Below are 18945 nucleotides of genomic sequence, written 5' to 3'. Positions count from 1 at the left end.
ACCCAAAGCAACGCGGGGTCACTTACGGCCCATTCCTGACTGTGGAATGGGCTCAAAGTGACCCCGCGTTGCTCTTTAAAGCACGACGGCGGCTCCGCACCTTTCCCACGGAAGGTGGCGGGGCCGCCGTCGTGCTTTAACGCGCGTTGTGGGCCTATACCTTCCCGCCTGAATCTTTGTTAGTATGTCAGGACAAACTACTTCCAAGGAGCGCGCAAACATGCCATTGGTAAGAATCGACGTCAATCAGGGCAGGTCGGCGGACGAATTGGTCGCCATCAGCCGGGCCATCCACGATGCAATCGTCTCTGAGTATGAGATCCCTGAGCGTGACTACTTCCACATCCTCACTGAACATCCGGAGGGGCAAATCGTGGCCCAGGATGCCGGGTTGGGTTTTGGGCGGAGCCTTGGCGTGATCATGATCCAGATCTTCACCCAGGGCGGCCGCAGCCAGACGGCGAAGAGCTCGCTCTTCGAGGCCATCACCGAAGGGCTTGGTGGGCTTGGTGTCAAGGGTGAGGATGTCTTCATCGGCTACATGGAGAACTCTCCTGGCGACTGGTCTTTCGGCTTCGGGCGCAGCCAATATGTCTCCGGAGAATTGGCCATCCCACGCAAGTAGATACAGTCCGTGTCATGTTGTAAATATGTCAGTACAAACCTTTGACAGGACATGAAATCTGGGGCAAAGTAGTCATGTGGCCCCGCTCACTGAGGGGTGGCAAGGCATTGGGGCCCAGCGCTCAAAGGTTCAGAGTTCACAAGAGAAAGGTCAACGATCATCGTGACCCACGAACTGCTTACGATCGGGCGCATCAGCGTTGATATCTACCCGAACGATATTGGGGTGGACCTGGAGGATGTGACGTCCTTCGGCAAGTATTTGGGAGGTTCGCCCTCCAACGTGGCGGTCGCTGCTGCGCGCCACGGCCGCCGCGCCGGTGTCATCACCCGCACGGGCGACGACGCGTTCGGAAGCTACCTGCACCGGGAACTGCGCAAGTTCAATGTTGATGATTCGTTCGTCTCCCCGGTCAAGGAGTACCCCACAGCGGTGACTTTCTGCGCGATCAAGCCGCCGGAAGATTTCCCTCTCTACTTCTACGGACGCTTCCCCACGGCACCGGACTTGCAGATCAAAGCCGAGGAGTTGGATCTGGCTGCTATCAGGGACGCGGGCATTTTTTGGTCCACGGTGACAGGCCTCTGCCAGGAACCCAGCCGCAGCGCGCACATCGCCGCCCACGAGGCCCGGCCCCGGACTGCTTTGAAGGAAGGCCAGTTCACCATCCTGGACCTGGATTACCGGCCGATGTTCTGGGATTCGGAAGAGGAAGCCCGCGCACAAGTTGCCAGGATCCTCCCGCACGTCACAGTCGCGATCGGCAACGACAAAGAGTGCGCGGTAGCCGTAGGTGAGGGGACGCCGGATGAGCAGGCAGACCGCCTGCTGGCAGCCGGCGTCGAGATCGCGGTGGTGAAGCTCGGCCCGGAAGGCGTCATGGCCAAGACCCGCACTGAGCGTGTCGTCTCAGCCCCTGTTCCGGTGGAAACCGTCAATGGCCTGGGCGCCGGGGACTCCTTCGGCGGCGCTTTCTGCCATGGCCTGCTGTCCGGCTGGCCGTTGTCCGAGGTGCTGGATTACGCAAATGCCGCGGGTGCGATCGTTGCCTCCCGCGTATCCTGCGCGGATGCGATGCCGACGCCGGATGAGGTCACCTCGCTGCTCGCGGAACGCGGCCGGCGGATCCCGGGAGCTTCCACGCCGGCAGCACCCACGTTCGCAGAAGGAGCAGTCCGTTGAGCCTGAACGATGACCCCCGCCGGTACGAGCACTTGAGCCGCATCCGGCTCGAGGACCCGGAAGCCGTCGCACGCGCGGCTGCCACCCGGCGTCGCCACCCTGGGTTGAAGCACGGGGTCCAGAACTTCATTGTTGCGGCGGACCATCCGGCCCGTGGTGCCCTGTCGGTTGGGCCGGAGCCGATGGCAATGGCCGATCGCCGGGACCTCCTGGACCGGCTGCAGATCGCCCTCGCCAATCCGGCCGTGGATGGAATCCTTGCCTCACCGGACATCATGGATGACCTGCTGCTGCTGGGTGCTTTGGATGGCAAACTGATCTTCGGTTCGATGAACCGTGGTGGCCTGGCTGGCCTGGTCAACGAGTTCGATGACCGGTTCACCGGCCACACAGCTGCCGCCTTGCAGGCACTCGGTGCCGACGGCGGCAAGATGCTCACGCGTATCTGTCTGGGAGACCCGGACACGGTGGCCACCCTTGAAGCGACCGCAAAAGCCATCGATTCGTTGGCCGAACGTAAGCTCATCGCCATGGTGGAGCCGTTCCTGTCGGTGCGTGACGCCCATGGCAAGGTCCGCAACGACCTCCGCGCGGACGCCGTGATCAAGTCCGTTGGTATCGCCGAGGGCCTGGGTTCCACGAGTGCCTATACGTGGATGAAACTGCCCGTGGTGGCCGACATGGAGCGCGTCATGGCCTCCACCACCCTTCCTACTGTGCTGTTGGGTGGTGACCCCGACGGCTCCCAGGACGAAGTCTTCGCCAGTTGGCAGGCCGCCCTCGCGCTCCCGGGCGTCCGCGGCCTCACGGTGGGCCGGACGCTGCTCTACCCGCACGACGGCGATGTGGCGGGTGCGGTGGCGACAGCCGCCTCGCTGTTGAACAGCACTGCACCTTCGACCGGGCCTGCACCAGCTGCGGGGGAGCACACCTCGTCAGACCGTATTCCAGTGAAAGTATCGGAGTAGCCCCGCCATGCGGACCTCAACAGGAACAGCAACCCGTCGGATGACCGTGGCGCAGGCCGTGGTCGAGTTCCTTTCCAAGCAGTACACGGTGGATTCCATCGGTGGCCAGGAGTACCGTGAGCGCCTCATCCCGGGCATGTTCGGTATCTTCGGGCACGGCAACGTTGCCGGCGTTGGCCAGGCGTTGAAGCAGTACCAGGCCACGGACCCGTCCATCATGCCTTACTACCAGGGCCGCAACGAACAAGCCCAGGCACACCAGGCAGTTGGCTACGCACGGCACACGCGTCGTCGCCAGACCTTCGCGATCAGCACTTCCATCGGTCCGGGTTCCTCGAACCTGCTGACGGGGGCTGCCTTGGCAACCACCAACCGCCTGCCTGTGCTGCTGCTGCCGAGCGACACGTTCGCCACCCGTGCCGCGGATCCCGTGCTGCAGCAGTTGGAGCTGCCGTACGCATACGACATCACAGTCAATGATGCCTTCCGCCCGCTGTCCAAGTTCTTTGATCGGGTGTCCCGGCCGGAGCAGTTGTTCTCGGCGTTCCACCACGGCCTGCGTGTCCTGACTGACCCGGCCGAGACCGGTGCAGTCACGATCTCCCTGCCGCAGGACGTCCAGGCCGAAGCCCTCGACGTTCCGGAAGAGTTCCTGGCCGAGCGTGAGTGGCGAATCCGCCGTCCCGAGGCCGAGGACGATGACATCCGACGCGCTGTTGAGGCCATCCGTGCAGCCAAGCGCCCGTTGATCATCGCCGGCGGCGGCGTGCTCTACGCCTACGCCAACGAGGAACTCGCAGCCTTTGCCGAACTCACCGGCATTCCGGTGGGGAACACGCAGGCGGGCGTCGGCGTCCTGCCATGGGACCACAAGTTCTCCCTTGGTGCCATTGGCTCAACGGGCACGACGGCGGCCAACGCCATCGCTGCCGAAGCGGACCTCATCATCGGCATCGGCACGCGCTACGAAGACTTCACCACTGCGTCCCGCACGGCGTTCCAGAACCCGGACGTGAAGTTCGTGAACATCAACGTCGCCCCGATCGATGCGTACAAGCACGGCACCACCATCCCGATAGTCGCTGACGCCCGCAAGGCCCTCGGGAAGCTGAACCAGGCGCTGGGCGGCTACCGCGTTGGTGCTGATCTGGAAGAGAAGGTCGCAGCCGAGAAGAAGCGCTGGAACGCGATCGTGGACGAGGCCTTCGACACCCGGTACACGCCGTTGCCGGCCCAGAACGAGATCATCGGCGCCACGAACAAGGCCATGGATGACCAGGACGTCGTTATTTGCGCTGCGGGCTCGCTTCCTGGTGACCTGCACAAGATGTGGCGCGTCCGCGACCCGTTCGGCTACCACGTGGAATACGCCTACTCCTGCATGGGCTACGAAATCCCGGGCGGGCTGGGCGTAAAGCGCGCCGCTCTGGCCGAAGCCGCTGCCGGCGGTCCCAACAGGGACGTCGTCGTGATGGTGGGGGACGGTTCGTACCTGATGATGCACACCGAACTGGTCACCGCCGTCGCCGAACGCATCAAACTGATCGTGGTCCTGATCCAGAACCACGGCTACGCCTCCATCGGTTCACTGTCCGAGTCGCTCGGTTCCCAGCGATTCGGGACGCAGTACCGGGTCCTTGACAAGGAACAGCACAGTTTCGACGCCGGTGAGCACCTGCCGATCGACCTGGCCACCAACGCCGAGTCCCTGGGCGCGAAAGTCATCCGGATCGAACCGTGCGAGAACGTCATCGAATCCCTCGGCGCTGCCATCAAGGAAGCCAAAGCAGCCCCCGAAACCGGCCCGATCGTCATTCACATCGAGTCCGATCCTCTGCTGGACGCCCCCGGCTCGGAGTCCTGGTGGGACGTTCCCGTCTCCCAGGTCTCGGACCTCGAATCCACCCAGCAGGCCTACGAGACCTACACGCAGCACAAGAACCGCCAGCGCAAACTGCTCGGCTAACCTCCCCCAAGCTAACGTCCCACAGATCAAAGGAAGTCCGCATGTCGACGACGACCACACTGACCACCATTAACCATTTCATCAATGGCGCCGAGTCCACGGGCGAGGGCGACCGCACCCAGCCGGTGTACAACCCGGCCACCGGCCAGGTGTCCGCTGAGTTGCGCCTGGCGAACGAGGCTGACCTGAACACTGCGGTGGCTGCTGCGAAGAAAGCTGCGGAGTCTTGGGGTGATATTTCGCTGGCGAAGCGCACGGGTGTGTTGTTCAAGTTCCGTGAACTCGTGGCCGGGCACGTGGATGAGCTTGCTGAGTTGATCACGGCCGAGCATGGCAAGGTCCTCTCGGATGCGAAGGGTGAGATCGGCCGTGGCCTGGAGGTGATCGAGTTCGCCTGTGGGATCCCGCAGCTGCTCAAGGGTGACTATTCGGACCAGGTCTCCACCGGAATCGATGTCTTTTCCTTCCGCGAACCGTTGGGTGTCGTGGCGGGTATTACGCCGTTCAACTTCCCGGTGATGGTGCCGTTGTGGATGGCCCCGATGGCTATCGCCACGGGTAACGCGTTTATCCTCAAACCCTCCGAGCGGGACCCGTCCGCGCCGATGCTGCTCGCGAGCCTGTGGAAGCAGGCGGGGTTGCCTGATGGGGTGTTCCAGGTCCTGCACGGCGGGAAGGAAACAGTTGACGGGCTGCTGACCCACCCGGACGTGGACGGCATTAGTTTCGTGGGTTCCACCCCGATCGCGCAGTACGTGCATGAGACGGCCACGAAGCACGGCAAGCGTGTGCAGGCCTTGGGCGGGGCGAAGAATCATGCCATCGTGATGCCCGACGCGGACCTGGACAACGCCGCGGACCACCTCGCGGCTGCCGCGTTTGGTTCCGCGGGGGAGCGGTGTATGGCGATCTCGGTTGCCGTGGCTGTGGGGGATGCTGCGGAGTTGCTGGTGAAGAAGGTTCAGGAACGTGCGTTGGCGGTGAAGGTCGGCAACGGTACCGAACCCGGCGCGGAGATGGGTCCGGTCATCACCCCGGCTTCGAAGGAACGCATCGTCGGGATTGTCACCGAGGCCGAAACCGCCGGTGCGGCGATGGTGGTGGACGGCCGTGACCTGGTGGTCCCGGGCCATGAAGACGGGTTCTGGGTCGGCCCCACCGTGATCGACCACGTCAAGACCGAAATGAGCGCCTACACGGAGGAAATCTTCGGACCCGTCCTGGTGGTGGTCCGCGTCGCCGACCTGGAGGAAGGCATCGCGCTGATCAACGCCAACCCGTACGGCAACGGCACCGCGATCTTCACCTCCTCCGGTGCGAACGCCCGCAAGTTCCAGCGCTCGGTCACGGTCGGGATGGTGGGTATCAACGTGCCCCTGCCCGTCCCGGTGGCCTACCACTCCTTCGGCGGCTGGAAGAACTCCCTCTTCGGTGACAAGCACATCTACGGCCCCGAAGGCGTCTCCTTCTACACCCGCGGCAAAGTCATCACCTCCCGCTGGCCCGAACCCACCCACGCCTCCGAAGCCTCCTACAACTTCCCCTCCAACTAACCCATCCCCACCGCCACCCTCGCCTCGCAAGCTCGGCCAGGGAACCCTGGCGGTGTGGGCCCTGATAGAGAAAGACACCGCTGTCATGACTGACGTCGAGAACAAGCTCATCATCGGCACCGCTCCCGATTCCTGGGGTGTGTGGTTTGCGGATGACCCCCAGCAGACTCCGTGGGAACGGTTCCTGGACGAGGTTGCTGAATCCGGATACAAATGGATCGAACTGGGTCCGTACGGCTACCTGCCGAACGACCCCACCCGCTTGGCAGAAGAGCTCAAGCAGCGCGACCTCCAGGTCACTGCAGGAACGGTGTTCACTGCCTTCCACCGTGGTGCCAGGCAGTACGACGAAGCCTGGGAGCCGGCACGCAAGGTGGCCGAACTGACTGCGGCAATGGGTGGCGAGCACATTGTGGTTATCCCGGCTATGTGGCGCGACGACGTCACGGGTGAGGCCGTAGAGAATGGCGAACTGACCGACGAGCAATGGGCTGATCTCTTCGCAGGCCACAACCGGATGGGCAAGGTCCTGTTGGAGGACTTTGGCCTGCACCAGCAGTTCCACTCCCACGCTGACTCGCACGTTGGCGCGCAACAGGACATCGAAACCCTGTTGGCAGCAACAGATCCGCAGTACCTGAACCTTTGCCTGGACACGGGCCACGCGGAATACTGTGGCGCTTCTAGCCTTGAGCTCATCAAGAATTACCCGGACAGGATCGGCTACCTGCACCTCAAGCAGATCAACCCGGAGATCCTGGCAGAGGTCAACGAGAAGAACATGACCTGGGCTGCTGCCAACCTGGCCGGCGTCATGACCGAGCCGCCCAACGGGCTTCCGGACTTGCGCGCCGTTATTGAAGCTGTGGAAGGCCTCAACCGGCCGATCTTCGGCATCGTGGAGCAGGACATGTACCCGGTAGCGTTCGATGTACCGATGCCCATCGCCAAGCGAACACGCAACTACCTGCTTTCCTGCGGCTCGCGCACGCGGGTCCAGTAGCTCCCGCACGCGGGCCCTGTAACAAGAACGAACCTCACGAAGGATAGAAAAGTGACAAAGATTCTCCGCGTTGCCGTCATCGGCGCAGGCCGTATGGGTGCCGACCACATCAAGCGCCTGAACACCCGCATCCACGGCGCTGAAGTAGCCGCCGTCGTCGATGTTGACCTTGCCCGCGCGCAGGCTGCCGTTGAAGGAATCGACGGCGCCGTGGCACTGTCCAGTGCCGATGAGGCGCTGAACAATGGTGACGTCAACGCCGTCCTGATCGCCACGCCGGGCTTCCTGCATGAGGAAATCCTGTACAAGGCCTTGGAGAAGGACTTCCCGATTCTCTGCGAGAAGCCGCTGACACCGGATGCAGAAAGCGCGTGGAAGGTTGTCCAGGCTGAACTGGCGTTGGGCCACAAGCGCATCCAGGTGGGTTTCATGCGCCGCTTTGATGCCGAGTATTCGGCGCTGGGTTCGATCATCCGCAACAGCGAATTGGGGGAGCTGTTGATGTTGCACCACCAGCACCGCAACCCCACCACGCCGGAGGGCTTCACCAACGAGATGCTGATCAACGACTCCGTGGTCCATGAGTTCGATGCCATCCGCTACTTCACCGGCGAGGAAATCACGTCGGTGCAGGTCCGTCTGGGTAAGCCGACGCGCAACGCCCCGAATGGCCAGCACGACCCCCAGCATGTGTTGCTTGAAACTGAATCGGGAGTCTTGGCCGACGTCGAGATCTACGTCAACGCAAAGTTCGGCTACCAGGTTGCCACTCAGGCGTCCTTCGAGGACGGCATAGTGAGCATCGGCGGGGACAGCGGCCCGTACATCCAGACCTCTGGCAAGTGGGGCGGGAGCGTCACCCCGGGCTTCGAGGAGCGTTTTGGAGCAGCGTACGACGTCGAGGTGCAGGCTTGGGTGGACGCCGCCCTCCGCGGCGAAATCGGCGGCCCCACCGCTTGGGACGGCTACGCCACGGCCGCTTGCTGCGAGGCCGGCGTCGAAGCGCAGAAGTCGGGCGAAAAGGTCAAGGTCCAGTTGAACACCAAGCCGGATCTCTACAAGTAGGGACACGGACATGAAGATTGCCCTTGATCCCACACCGTTCCATCACACGCACAGCCTTCTGGAGTTCCCGCGCGTCGCCGCGGATCTCGGCTACAAGTACCTGCAGATGACGCCGCATGCGGACCTCATCCCGTTCTTCAACCACCCGAAGGCTGATGACGAGCTCGTGGGCAAGTTGAAGGCAGCGTGCAAGGACACTGGCGTTGAAATCGCCTCCGTCCTGCCCGTCCTGCGGTGGTCCGGACCCGATGAGGACGCCCGGGAAGCTGCGGTCCGGTACTGGAAGCGGGCCATCCAGATCGCCGTGGACCTCGGCGTCCAGACCATGAACACGGAGTTCAGCGGCCGTCCGGAGAAGGCCGAGGAGTCTGAACGCGCCTTCTACCGCTCCATGGAGGAACTCCTGCCGATCATCGAGCGCGAAGACATGGACGTGCTCATTGATCCCCATCCGGATGACTTCGTGGAAGACGGACTGGCCGCGCTGCGCGTGATCCGGGGCGTGAACTCCCCGAACATTGGCATGGTCTACGTTGCCTCCCACACGTTCCACATGGGCAACAAGCCGTTGGAGATCATGCGGGCGGCGGGCGACAAACTCCGCTTGGTGCATGTATCCGACACGATGAACCACCACGCCTCCCACGGCCTCAGGTACATCACCAACCCGCCGGGCAACGCTGTCCGCGTCCACCAACACCTCAAGATCGGTGACGGGGACGTGAACTGGGACGAGTTCTTCGGTGGCTTGAAGGAGATCGGATTCCTGGACAAGGAGAACACCGTGATGGTCTCCAGCGTCTTCGCGGAAGACGAGAACGCCGAGGACGTTTCCAGGTACCAGCTCAAGACGATGAACGACTACATCGCCCAAGCCAAATAGTGCTCAACACCAAGAATGCCCCTGTGACCAAGAGTCACAGGGGCATCTGTTATCCATGCGTCAGGCCGTAAAAGGGAGCCTGGCATCCACGTCCTGGCCTTCCCAGGTCTGGCGGATCCAGCCGTGGTGCGGGTCGTCGCTGATGAGCCAGTCACGGACCCGTCCGGGGCCGGCCATGACGTTGAGGTAGTAGAGGTCGTAGCCCGGAGCTGCCATCGCCGGCCCATGCCAGCCGTAGGGAACCAGGACAACATCACCGGTCCGGACTTCCGCGGAGACGTCGATGGGCCGGTCGTCAGAGGCGTAGACCCGGGCGTAGCCGATTGCGTCTGAATCCGCGGGGGCTGGGGAGTCCGGGGCCACCCGCGTTTCGAAGTAGTAGATCTCCTCCAGGCTGGTCTCGCCTTCCTTCTCCTCATCGTGCTTATGCGGAGGGTAGGAGGACCAATTGCCGGCAGGTGTGATGACCTCGCAAACAATAAAGCGATCAGCTTCCAGCGCTGCCGGTGTGCCGAAGTTGTGGACCTGCCGGGAGCAGTTGCCGGCGCCCCGCAGCTCCACGGGGGTCTCGGCCGCCGTGATCAGGCGAGTAGGGTAGTCAGCCTTGGCCGGTGCCGTCGCAACCGCAACCCGGCCGCCGTCGTGCGAACTGATGGTGACGGCCCTATTGATGCCTGTGTACAGGACGTCACTTGGCCCGTGGAAAACCGACTGCCGGCCCGCGAGGCTGTACTCGCCGTCGTCGACCGTTACGGTGAACGAACCGCTCAACGGAACCACAATGCGCTCTTCTCCAGCGGAAGGAAGCTCGACGGCGGCACCCGCCGCGAGCGTCGCCACCTTCAGTCCCGTATGGGCCCAGCCGTCGATCGCGAGAGTGGAATCGGAAGCGCCGAGCGAGATGTCCCATTTGCCGTCAGTGGCTGTTCCCAGCGGGTAGACCCAGTTGGCCATAAGTTTGTGTCCTTGCGTTAGCGCTGTACGAGTGTCATTTCAAAGCTGTAGGAATCGGCGCGGTAAACGTGGTGTCCGGTTTCAACCATGCGTCCGGTATCGTCCACCGCGGTACGTTCCATGGTGACCAAGGCTGATCCGACCTCGGCTTCGAGGAGTGGGGCCTGGTAGTCATTGGCGATCATGGCGCCGATGCGCTGGGATGCCAATCGGAAGTTCACGCCACCGCGGCGAAGGATGGAATAGAGTCCCTCGCTGGAGAGCTGGGCTTCATCCATGCTGGTGATGTCATCACGGACCCAGTTCTCCATGAGCGCCAGGGGCTTGCCGCCAACTTTGCGGAGGCGGGTGAAGTGGTAGACCTTTGACCCAGGAGGCAGCTGAAGCGCGGTGAGCGTTGCGGCGTCGGCCTCCACGTGGGAGAAGCTAAGCACGTCCGTGGTGGGCTTCTTGCCGTTGTTACTGAGGTCATCAAAAAGGCTGGAGAGCTCCAGTGGCCGCCGGACCTGGCTTGAAACAACCTGCGTTCCCACGCCGCGCTTACGGACCAGGAGGCCCGAACGGACCAGTTCGTCCATGGCCTTTCGCATGGTGGGGCGGGACAGATTGAGCTGTGCAGCAAGGTCGATCTCGTTGTCCAACCGGCTGCCCGGCTCCAGGACGCCGCTGTGGATGGCGGCTTCGATTCCCTGGACCACTTGGTGGTAGAGCGGCACCGGGGACGAACGGTCGATGCTGAGGCTGAGTTGGTTCGCCACTGGTTTCTCCTAGCCTGCGGAAGCCCGGCCGGGAAAAGCAGTATCCCGGCCGGATGGATGAGTATGTCCGCTCATGTTCTCTTGATAGGACATACTGCCTTTTTCTGATAATAGCAGCCGGGCTGTGCTGGTCAAGGAAATGGCTTCACGTCCTGTCGTGGTGCCATCTACTCGAGGAGCTTACGTTAAAACATCCTAATGTCAGGACAAAGTATTGACAAAGTGTGAGGCGAGTCACCATGATCGAGGTAGCAGGCGATCCGGGCACGAGTCCCCGGACGCCCGAAGCTGACATCAAAGGAGATAACGGTGGCAAAATTCTCGTGGCGCAAAGCGGCGGTCGTCGCAGCAGTGGTTCCATTGGTGGCCCTGAGCGCCTGTTCGAGCCAGGGCGGAAAACCGGCAGATTCCGGCGGAGGTGCAGCCGCCGGGCAGGTGGCCAGCACGGCGCGCATCAAAGTAGCCCTTATTACGCATGCGGCGGCCGGGGACACGTTCTGGGATATTGTCCGCAAGGGCGCAGAAGAAGCATCGAGCAAGGACAACGTAGAACTCCTGTACACAAGCGATCCCGAAGCCGGACGCCAGGCGCAGCTTGTTCAGCAGGCCATCGACCAGAAGGTGGACGGCATTGCTGTCACGCTGGCAACCCCGGACGCCTTGAAGGATGTCCTGAAAAAGGCCACCGCTGCGGGCATCCCGGTTGTGAGCCTGAACGCCGGTGAATCCGTTTCCAGCCAGCTGGGCGCTTTCACTCACTTCGGATCGAACGAGCAGCTTGCAGGCGAAGCGGTGGGCACCCGTCTCGCTGCAGAAGGCTACAAGCACCCCGTTTGCGTCATCCAGCAGCAGGGTCACGTCGGCCTGGAAGCGCGCTGCGCCGGCGTGAAAGCAAAGGTGCCGGCAACAGAAATCCTCTACGTCGATGGCAAGGACATGACCGCGGTCCAGTCGACGGCTACAGCGAAACTCCAGGCGTCCAAAGATGCCGATGTGATCATCGGTCTTGGCGCCCCCATCACCCTCACCCTGCTCAAGTCCGTCACTGACGCAGGCAGTTCGGCCAAGGTGGCCAGCTTCGACCTCAATGCCGATCTCGCCCAGAAGATCGTTGACGGCCAAGTGATCTTCACCGTTGACCAGCAGCCATGGCTTCAGGGCTACATGTCTGTCGATGCCCTGTGGCAGGCAAAGCGCGGCGGTTTCAAGATCGGCGGCGGCCAGCCTGTTCTGACCGGGCCAACCATCGTGGACAAGACCAACGCCTCAGATGTCCTCAAGTTCGCCCAGCAGGGCGTCCGCTAGATCCAGGCATCCGGCTGCGCGGCGGGGAACCGTCGCGCAGCCTGACCAACAAGGAGTCATTCCTATGGCAAATACAACAACTCTGCCGCCGGCGGGGGCCAAGGCCCCTGGCGACGAACGGGTCGGACGCCGTAGTCCGATCCAAAAGTTCCTGGCGAGACCCGAGGTCGGTGCACTGGTCGGAGCCGTAGTTCTTTTCATTTTCTTCGCCTCCGTTTCCCAGACGTTCACGCAACCGAACGCGCTGGCCACCGTGCTCTACGGTTCATCGACCATTGGCATCATGGCAGTAGGGGTTTCCCTGTTGATGATCGGCGGTGAGTTCGACCTTTCCACAGGTGTGGCCGTGATCTCCTCCGCCCTCACCGCCTCGCTCTTCAGCTGGAACTTCTCACTGAATGCATGGGTTGGTGTCACGTTGGCACTGGTTGTCTCGCTGGGCATTGGATTCATCAACGGCTGGATTCTCGTCAAGACCAAACTTCCGAGCTTCATCGTCACCCTGGCGACCTTCCTCATGCTGACAGGCCTCAATCTGGCACTCACCCGCCTTATCGGCGGCAGCGTCTCCTCGCCGTCGATCTCCAAGCTGGACGGGTTCGAATCGGCACGGGCGGTCTTCGCCTCCTCCATCAGCATCGGCGGAGTGGAAGTCAAGATCACGGTGTTCTTCTGGATCATCCTGGTGGCAGTGGCATCGTGGATCCTGTTGCGCACCCGCGTAGGCAACTGGATCTTCGCCGTGGGCGGCGACGCCAATGCTGCCCGCGCCGTTGGTGTCCCGGTGACCAAGACCAAGATCGGCCTCTTTATGGCTGTTGGTTTCTGCGGCTGGATCCTGGGCATGCACAATCTCTTTGCCTTCGATGCCGTGCAGTCCGGTGAAGGTGTTGGCAACGAGTTCCTCTACATCATTGCTGCCGTCATCGGTGGGTGCCTCCTGACAGGCGGCTACGGCTCGGCCGTAGGTGGCGCTATCGGTGCGTTCATCTTTGGCATGGCCAACAAGGGCATCGTGTACGCACAATGGAATCCAGACTGGTTCAAGTTCTTCCTGGGCTTGATGCTCCTGCTGGCCACTATCGTGAACCTGATCGTCAAGCGCCGGGCAGAGCTCAAGTAAAGGGGCCGGAACAATGAACGCACAACAGATCGACCAGCAGACATTGCTGAAAAACGAGAAGGACCCGTTGACGCACACACCCGTGCACCTGCTTTCGCTCGAGGGAGTAGGCAAGCACTACGGCAACATCATCGCCCTGCGCGATGTAACCATGGCGGTGGACAACGGCCGGGTCACCTGCGTCCTGGGAGACAATGGGGCCGGAAAGTCAACGCTGATCAAGATCATCGCGGGCCTGCACCAGCATGACGAAGGCACATTGCAGGTGATGGGCGATGACCGGAAGTTCAATTCACCAAGGGACGCCCTCGACGCCGGTATCGCCACCGTGTATCAAGACCTGGCAGTGGTTCCACTGATGCCCATTTGGCGTAACTTCTTCCTTGGCTCGGAACTGATCAGCGGATTCGGTCCGTTCAAGAGCATGGATGTCCAGAAGATGAAGGACATCACGCTGAAGGAGTTGGCGGAGATGGGCATCGACCTCCGCGACGTTGACCAGCCCATCGGCCAGCTCTCGGGCGGCGAACGCCAGTGTGTCGCCATCGCCCGGGCCGTGTACTTCGGCGCGAAGGTGCTGATCCTGGATGAGCCCACAGCCGCCCTTGGCGTGAAGCAGTCCGGCGTGGTGCTTCGGTACATCCTGCAGGCCCGCGACCGCGGCCTCGGCGTCATCTTCATTACCCACAACCCGCACCACGCCTTCCCTGTGGGGGACCGCTTCCTGCTGCTCAAGCGGGGCAAGTCGATCGGCTATTACGACAAGAAGGACATCACCTTGGATGAGCTGACGGCCCAGATGGCCGGCGGTGCAGAGCTGGCGGAGTTGGCCCATGAGTTGGAGCAGCTCGGCGGGCATTCCGATGCGCTTGAAGAGGTCAAGGCCGAAGTGGCGGGTGTGGCTGATGCTGCCCCGGAGGGTGCCACGAAGCGGCACTAGGCTTGTTCGGCGGACTTCTGCCCGGAGCGCCTGATGGCTCCGGGCGGAGTCGTGTCCGGTTCGTTAGCGAACGGCCGACGTCGTGCCGCGAAGTACAAGCGTCGGCTCAATGAGCTTCCGCTCCGGCTCCAGCGTTGGATCTTCGATACGGGCCAGCAGCCTTCGCGCTGCGTCCACGCCCACAAGGTCGCTTCGGTTATCGATGGACGTGAGGTCCAGGAAGCGCGACTTGGCCAACGGGGAGTTGTCGTACCCGATCACTGAAATGTCCTTGGGGACTGAAAGTCCGCGGGCCTTGATGGCGGCGAAAGCGCCGAGCGCCATGGTGTCGTTGGCGGCGAAGATTGCTGTGGTGTCCGGGTGGTGGTCCAGAAGCCAACAGGCGGAGCCGTATCCGTCTTCTTCCGACGTTCCTGCAGACTCGCCGATGACGACTTCGACGCCGGCAGCGTCCAGGGCGCGTTGGTAACCGGCGCGCCGGTGTGCTGACGCGCCGTCGGACCCTGAAAGGTGGCCGATGCGGCTGTGGCCCAACCCCAGCAGGTGGTCCGCTGCCATGGAGCCCCCGCGGTCGTCGTCGTTGGTTATCAGGTCCACACCTGTCGGGATGCCATTCCGCCATCCGGCAACCACGGTGGGGACCCACGTTTTGGTGAGCATGGACTCGCTGGGTTCGGCCGCAAGGACCAGGGCATCCACGTGCATGGCCAGCAGGCCGTCCGTCGCTTCCTTGATGCGGTTCTCTCCTGGCCGCGAGTCCGCGAGCATGACCTGGTAGCCGAGGTCTGAAAGAACCGATTCCATCCCACGGAGGAGGTCTACAAACCAGAGATTCCGGTAATCGTCGATCACCAGGCCAATGCTCTTGGTGCGGTTGCTGGCGAGGGTTGTGGCAGCGCGGCTGGGCCGGTAGCCAAGATCGTGGATGGCCTTTTGGACGGCGTCCCGACGCTTTTCGCTGATCTTCCCCGGGTCCTTGAGGAACAAGGAAACCAACGACGGCGAGACTCCGGCCTGGGTGGCGACGTCGTAGAGGGTGGGGCGTCGGGTCTGTGCGCTGTTCAACGGAATCGGTGTGCCTTTCTTGTCTGTCCTTGAGGATAGTCGGTTAAGGATTGACAGGACATATAGACATAGTTACGCTCAAACCCAGTGCAAAAATTGTAGCGCTACAAAATGCCGTCCTGCGCCCCGCGCGGCGGCGAAATTTCAAAGGAGAAATCAATGGCTGAAAGCCTCGGCGTCGCCGTCATCGGTGCAGGCATGGCGGGCAAAGCCCATGCTGCTGCATACCGCACGGCATCTGCCCTCTACAGCCCCGTGCTGCCCCCGGTCCGCCTGGTCTCGATCGGTGACGTCAACGCCGAATTCGGTTCCCTCGCTGCCCGCCGTTTTGGCTACGAGCGCAACGACACGTCCTGGCAGGCCATCGCAGAAGCTGACGACATCGACGTCGTCAGCGTGGTTATCGCCAACTCGCTGCACCGCGAAGTGGTGGAAGGCCTGCTCGCTGCCGGCAAACACGTTCTCTGCGAAAAGCCCCTCAGTGACACGTTGGAAGACGCCCGCGCCATGGCTGACGCTGCCCGCGCTGCTGAAACCCGTGGAACACTGGCCCGTATCGGCTTCACGTTCCGCCGGACTCCGGGCATCGCCTACATCCGTGACCTGATCCGCAGTGGCGTCCTGGGTAATGTCCTGCACTTCAGTGGCCGGTACTGGACCGACTACGGCTTCAGCCCTTCGGCTCCCATGAGCTGGCGCTACAAGGGCGGCCCCGGCTCCGGTGCGCTTGCCGACGTCGGAAGTCACCTGACGTATGTCTCCGAATTCCTGTGTGGCGACATCAAATCCATCAGCGGTGGCCGGCTCGCCACGGCGATCGACAAGCGGCCCCTGCCTCTCGCGGCCGTCACGGGCCACGACCACGTTGCCGTCAGTGACACGTTCGAGGCCGTCGAGAACGATGACTACGCGGCCTTCAATGCAGAGTTCGCGAATGGTGCTGGAAGCTTCGAAGTTTCCCGCGTCGCAGCCGGTCACGCCAACGGCCTCCAGTTTGAGGTCTTCTGCGAGAACGGCGCCGCCAAGTTCGACCAGCGCCGGCCGTCCGAAATCCAGCTGTTCCTCAACGATGGTTCCGGAAATGAAAACGGCTACCGTCAAGTCAGCCTCGGCCCCGGCCACCCCTACATCGCCGGCGGCCTCGCCATGGACGCCCCGGAAGTTGGCTTCGGCCAGAACGACGCCTTCGGCTACCAGGCACGGGCATTCCTCGAAGAGGTCGCAGGCCTCAACGAAGAATCATCCCTGCCCCGCTGCGCCACCTTTGACGAAGGTGTCCGCAACATGGAACTCCTCGGAGCCGTCACCGAATCCGCCCTTAACAACGGAAAGAAGATCACGCTATGAAGCTCGGCGTCTACAACGCGATCCTGCACGACCGTCCGCTCCCGGAAGCACTGAAGGTCATTGCCGATCTGGGCCTCACGGGCATCGAGATCAACACCGGCGGGTTCCTGCCTGCCGTGCACGTCCCCACTTTTGACCAGATCCTGGAAAGCGACGCTGCGCGCGACGACTACCTGGCGATCTTCGAGGGCACCGGCGTTTCCATTGCGGGACTGAACTGCAACGGCAACCCGCTGCACCCCAAGCGTGAGATCGGCGAAAAGCACGCGGAAGACATCCGCCGCTCCATTCGTTTGGCCCACCGCCTCGGCCAAAACCGCGTGGTCACCATGTCCGGCCTGCCAGGCGGAGAACCAGGAGCCACCACCGTCAACTGGGTGGTCAACGCCTGGAACTCTGCGGCCCTGGATGTGCTGGATTACCAGTGGGGCGTGGCTGCTGAGTTCTGGAAGGAAACCGACCGCCTCGCTGCCGACCACGACGTCAAGGTGGCGCTGGAACTGCACCCGCAGAACATCGTCTTCAACACCGCCGATGTCTACAAGCTGATCGAGCTCACCGGCGCCACCCATGTGGGCGTTGAACTGGACGCTTCCCACCTGTTCTGGCAGCAGATGGACCCGGTGGCCGTGGTCCGAGAACTCGGGCCTCTCGTGTTCCAGGCCGCTGCCAAGGACGTCCGCGTCAACAAGGAAAATGCTGCGCTCTACGGCGTGCTGGACAACAGCTTCCGCCGGCTCTCACCGGATGAGCCCCGCACCAACCTGGGCGGCGACGAGTGGGCCAACGAATGGCCCAAGAACTCCGCCTGGGACTTTGTTGCCTTGGGCCGCGGGCACGACACAGCGTTTTGGACCGAGTTCCTCCGTGCCCTTTACGAGGTTGACCCCAACATGCTGGTCAACATCGAACACGAGGACGTTTCCCTTGGCCGCATCGAAGGACTTGAAGTTGCGGCAAAGGTCCTTAAGGAAGCCGACGCGGCACTGAACGCCTCTGCGGCTAGTGCCATTTGACAGGACAAACTGACAAGGTTTAGTGTCGCCTCAAGAATCCCTCTTAAGACTCAACTTCTGCTGCACTGACGGAGACAGATAATGATCAAGCAAGTGACCCTTGGCCTGGTGGGTGTTGGCCGGATCGGTGTAATGCATGCCAGGAACATCACCTCGCTCAACCAAGTCCTGAACCCGGAAGGTGTCCAGGTCCAACTCAAGCTGACCGACGTGGCGGAGGAGCACGCCCGTTCTGTGGCCGCTGACTTTGGAGCGGAATTCGTGGCTTCAGTGGCGGAGCTGATCTCTTCGGGGGTGGACGGGCTGGTCATCGCAACCGGAACGGCGACACACCCGGACCTCATCCGCGCGGGCGTCGATGCTGGAATCCCGGTGTTCTGTGAGAAGCCCGTGGCCGTGAATGTGGCGGATTCCTTGCCAGTCCTTGAGTACATCCGCGACAAGGATGGAACCGTGCAGATCGGCCACCAACGCCGATTCGATGCCGGCTACCTGGAAGCCAAGCGCGCCTACGAAGCCGGGGAGTTGGGCTGGATCCACTCCGTCCGCGCCCTCACCTGCGACATGACCCCGCCGCCCGTTCAGTTCCTGGCAACCTCGGGCGGGCTGTTCCGGGACTGCTCCGTCCACGATTTCGACATCCTTCGCTGGCTCACGGGCAAGGAAATTGTGGAGGTCTATGCCAAGGGCTCCAACAATGGCGACCCCGCGATCGGTGAGGTGGGCGACGTCGATACCGCCCTGGCGGTAGTAACGTTCGACGACGGCACGGTGGGTACGGTTTCGGCCAGCCGTTACAACGGGGCCGGGCATGACGTGCGGCTGGAACTTCAAGGCTCGGAAGGCTCGGTGGTGGTTGGCATGGATGACCAGATGGCTGTCCGTTCAGCTGAGCCAGGGGTTGCGTTCCCGTCCGGCAAGTCCCATCAGACCTTTGCTGAGCGCTTCGACCAGGCGTACCGTTCCGAGATGGCTGCGTTCGTGGAATTGGTCCTGGGAGAGCGCAAGAATCCATGCACGCCCGAGGACGCCGTCGCTGCTTCCAAGGTTGCTGACGCCGCCCAGGAATCCCTCGAAACCGGCGTCCCGGTCCGCGTCGCCCCCTGATCTTCTCTCACATCCTGCGGCCTTTTTACCATCGTTCTCTCACATCCTGCGGCCTTTTCCCATCGTTCTCTCACATCCTTGGGGA

The 18945-nt window shown here is 62.4% G+C and carries 17 protein-coding genes; 14 read left to right on the top strand and 3 right to left on the bottom strand.

The window, feature by feature from the left end:
* Nucleotides 1-220: 220 nt before the first annotated feature.
* The 8 genes from AC6I97_RS19355 (at nt 221) to AC6I97_RS19320 (ending at nt 9245) form a co-directional block, all read left to right on the top strand.
* A complete protein-coding gene (locus AC6I97_RS19355; RefSeq protein WP_224166582.1) occupies nt 221-625 on the top strand; it encodes a tautomerase family protein in 405 nt (134 codons plus the stop codon).
* A gap of 162 nt (nt 626-787) precedes the next feature.
* A complete protein-coding gene (iolC, locus tag AC6I97_RS19350; protein ID WP_497946123.1) occupies nt 788-1807 on the top strand; it encodes a 5-dehydro-2-deoxygluconokinase in 1020 nt (339 codons plus the stop codon).
* On the top strand, nt 1804-2775 hold the full coding sequence (locus AC6I97_RS19345; protein WP_309926966.1) for a Cgl0159 family (beta/alpha)8-fold protein: 972 nt from the start codon (nt 1804-1806) through the stop codon (nt 2773-2775). The genes iolC and AC6I97_RS19345 overlap by 4 nt, the downstream gene beginning before the upstream one ends.
* Nucleotides 2776-2815: 40 nt before the next feature.
* Nucleotides 2816-4741, top strand: a complete 1926-nt coding sequence (gene iolD / locus AC6I97_RS19340; protein WP_497947216.1) for a 3D-(3,5/4)-trihydroxycyclohexane-1,2-dione acylhydrolase (decyclizing) — start codon at nt 2816-2818, stop codon at nt 4739-4741.
* A 41-nt stretch (nt 4742-4782) separates the two neighbouring features.
* Nucleotides 4783-6294 carry a CoA-acylating methylmalonate-semialdehyde dehydrogenase gene (locus AC6I97_RS19335; RefSeq protein ID WP_497946120.1) on the top strand — a complete coding sequence of 504 codons (1512 nt, stop codon included), beginning with the start codon at nt 4783-4785 and terminating at the stop codon, nt 6292-6294.
* An 85-nt stretch (nt 6295-6379) separates the two neighbouring features.
* Nucleotides 6380-7297: a sugar phosphate isomerase/epimerase family protein gene (locus AC6I97_RS19330; RefSeq protein WP_224093752.1), complete on the top strand. Its 918-nt coding sequence runs from the start codon at nt 6380-6382 to the stop codon at nt 7295-7297.
* Nucleotides 7298-7348: 51 nt separating this feature from the next.
* A complete protein-coding gene (locus tag AC6I97_RS19325) occupies nt 7349-8362 on the top strand; it encodes a Gfo/Idh/MocA family protein (RefSeq protein ID WP_224093755.1) in 1014 nt (337 codons plus the stop codon).
* Between the two features lie 10 nt (nt 8363-8372).
* The gene (locus AC6I97_RS19320; protein WP_224093757.1) at nt 8373-9245 is read left to right on the top strand and encodes a sugar phosphate isomerase/epimerase family protein; all 873 of its coding nucleotides are present in this window, start codon (nt 8373-8375) and stop codon (nt 9243-9245) included.
* Nucleotides 9246-9305: 60 nt separating this feature from the next.
* Here AC6I97_RS19320 and iolB read toward each other — a convergent pair whose 3' ends face one another.
* Both iolB and AC6I97_RS19310 read right to left on the bottom strand, forming a co-directional pair.
* Nucleotides 9306-10199, bottom strand: coding sequence for a 5-deoxy-glucuronate isomerase (gene iolB / locus AC6I97_RS19315; protein ID WP_497946112.1), 894 nt, complete (start codon nt 10197-10199; stop codon nt 9306-9308).
* 17 nt (nt 10200-10216) lie between these two features.
* Nucleotides 10217-10957, bottom strand: coding sequence for a GntR family transcriptional regulator (locus AC6I97_RS19310; protein ID WP_224093760.1), 741 nt, complete (start codon nt 10955-10957; stop codon nt 10217-10219).
* 309 nt (nt 10958-11266) lie between these two features.
* Here AC6I97_RS19310 and AC6I97_RS19305 point away from each other — a divergent pair, with 309 nt between their 5' ends.
* The 3 genes from AC6I97_RS19305 (at nt 11267) to AC6I97_RS19295 (ending at nt 14325) form a co-directional block, all read left to right on the top strand.
* Nucleotides 11267-12262, top strand: coding sequence for a substrate-binding domain-containing protein (locus AC6I97_RS19305; protein ID WP_224166586.1), 996 nt, complete (start codon nt 11267-11269; stop codon nt 12260-12262).
* Between the two features lie 64 nt (nt 12263-12326).
* Nucleotides 12327-13385, top strand: a complete 1059-nt coding sequence (locus AC6I97_RS19300) for an ABC transporter permease (protein ID WP_224166587.1) — start codon at nt 12327-12329, stop codon at nt 13383-13385.
* A 13-nt stretch (nt 13386-13398) separates the two neighbouring features.
* Nucleotides 13399-14325, top strand: a complete 927-nt coding sequence (locus AC6I97_RS19295; protein ID WP_224093764.1) for an ATP-binding cassette domain-containing protein — start codon at nt 13399-13401, stop codon at nt 14323-14325.
* A 63-nt stretch (nt 14326-14388) separates the two neighbouring features.
* On the opposite strand, the gene AC6I97_RS19290 is transcribed toward AC6I97_RS19295, so the two are convergent.
* Nucleotides 14389-15390, bottom strand: coding sequence for a LacI family DNA-binding transcriptional regulator (locus AC6I97_RS19290; RefSeq protein ID WP_497946105.1), 1002 nt, complete (start codon nt 15388-15390; stop codon nt 14389-14391).
* A gap of 159 nt (nt 15391-15549) precedes the next feature.
* Here AC6I97_RS19290 and AC6I97_RS19285 point away from each other — a divergent pair, with 159 nt between their 5' ends.
* From AC6I97_RS19285 to AC6I97_RS19275, 3 genes are all read left to right on the top strand, one after another.
* Nucleotides 15550-16737, top strand: a complete 1188-nt coding sequence (locus AC6I97_RS19285) for a Gfo/Idh/MocA family protein (RefSeq protein WP_497946103.1) — start codon at nt 15550-15552, stop codon at nt 16735-16737.
* Nucleotides 16734-17753, top strand: a complete 1020-nt coding sequence (locus AC6I97_RS19280) for a sugar phosphate isomerase/epimerase family protein (protein ID WP_497946101.1) — start codon at nt 16734-16736, stop codon at nt 17751-17753. The genes AC6I97_RS19285 and AC6I97_RS19280 overlap by 4 nt, the downstream gene beginning before the upstream one ends.
* Before the next feature lie 81 nt (nt 17754-17834).
* On the top strand, nt 17835-18860 hold the full coding sequence (locus AC6I97_RS19275) for a Gfo/Idh/MocA family oxidoreductase (RefSeq protein ID WP_497946099.1): 1026 nt from the start codon (nt 17835-17837) through the stop codon (nt 18858-18860).
* Nucleotides 18861-18945 lie beyond the last annotated feature (85 nt).

The organism is Arthrobacter sp. TmtSoilC48 (genome assembly GCF_059739425.1).
Note: the sequence above shows the minus strand (reverse complement) of the source record. Positions and strands in the feature narration are given on the sequence as shown.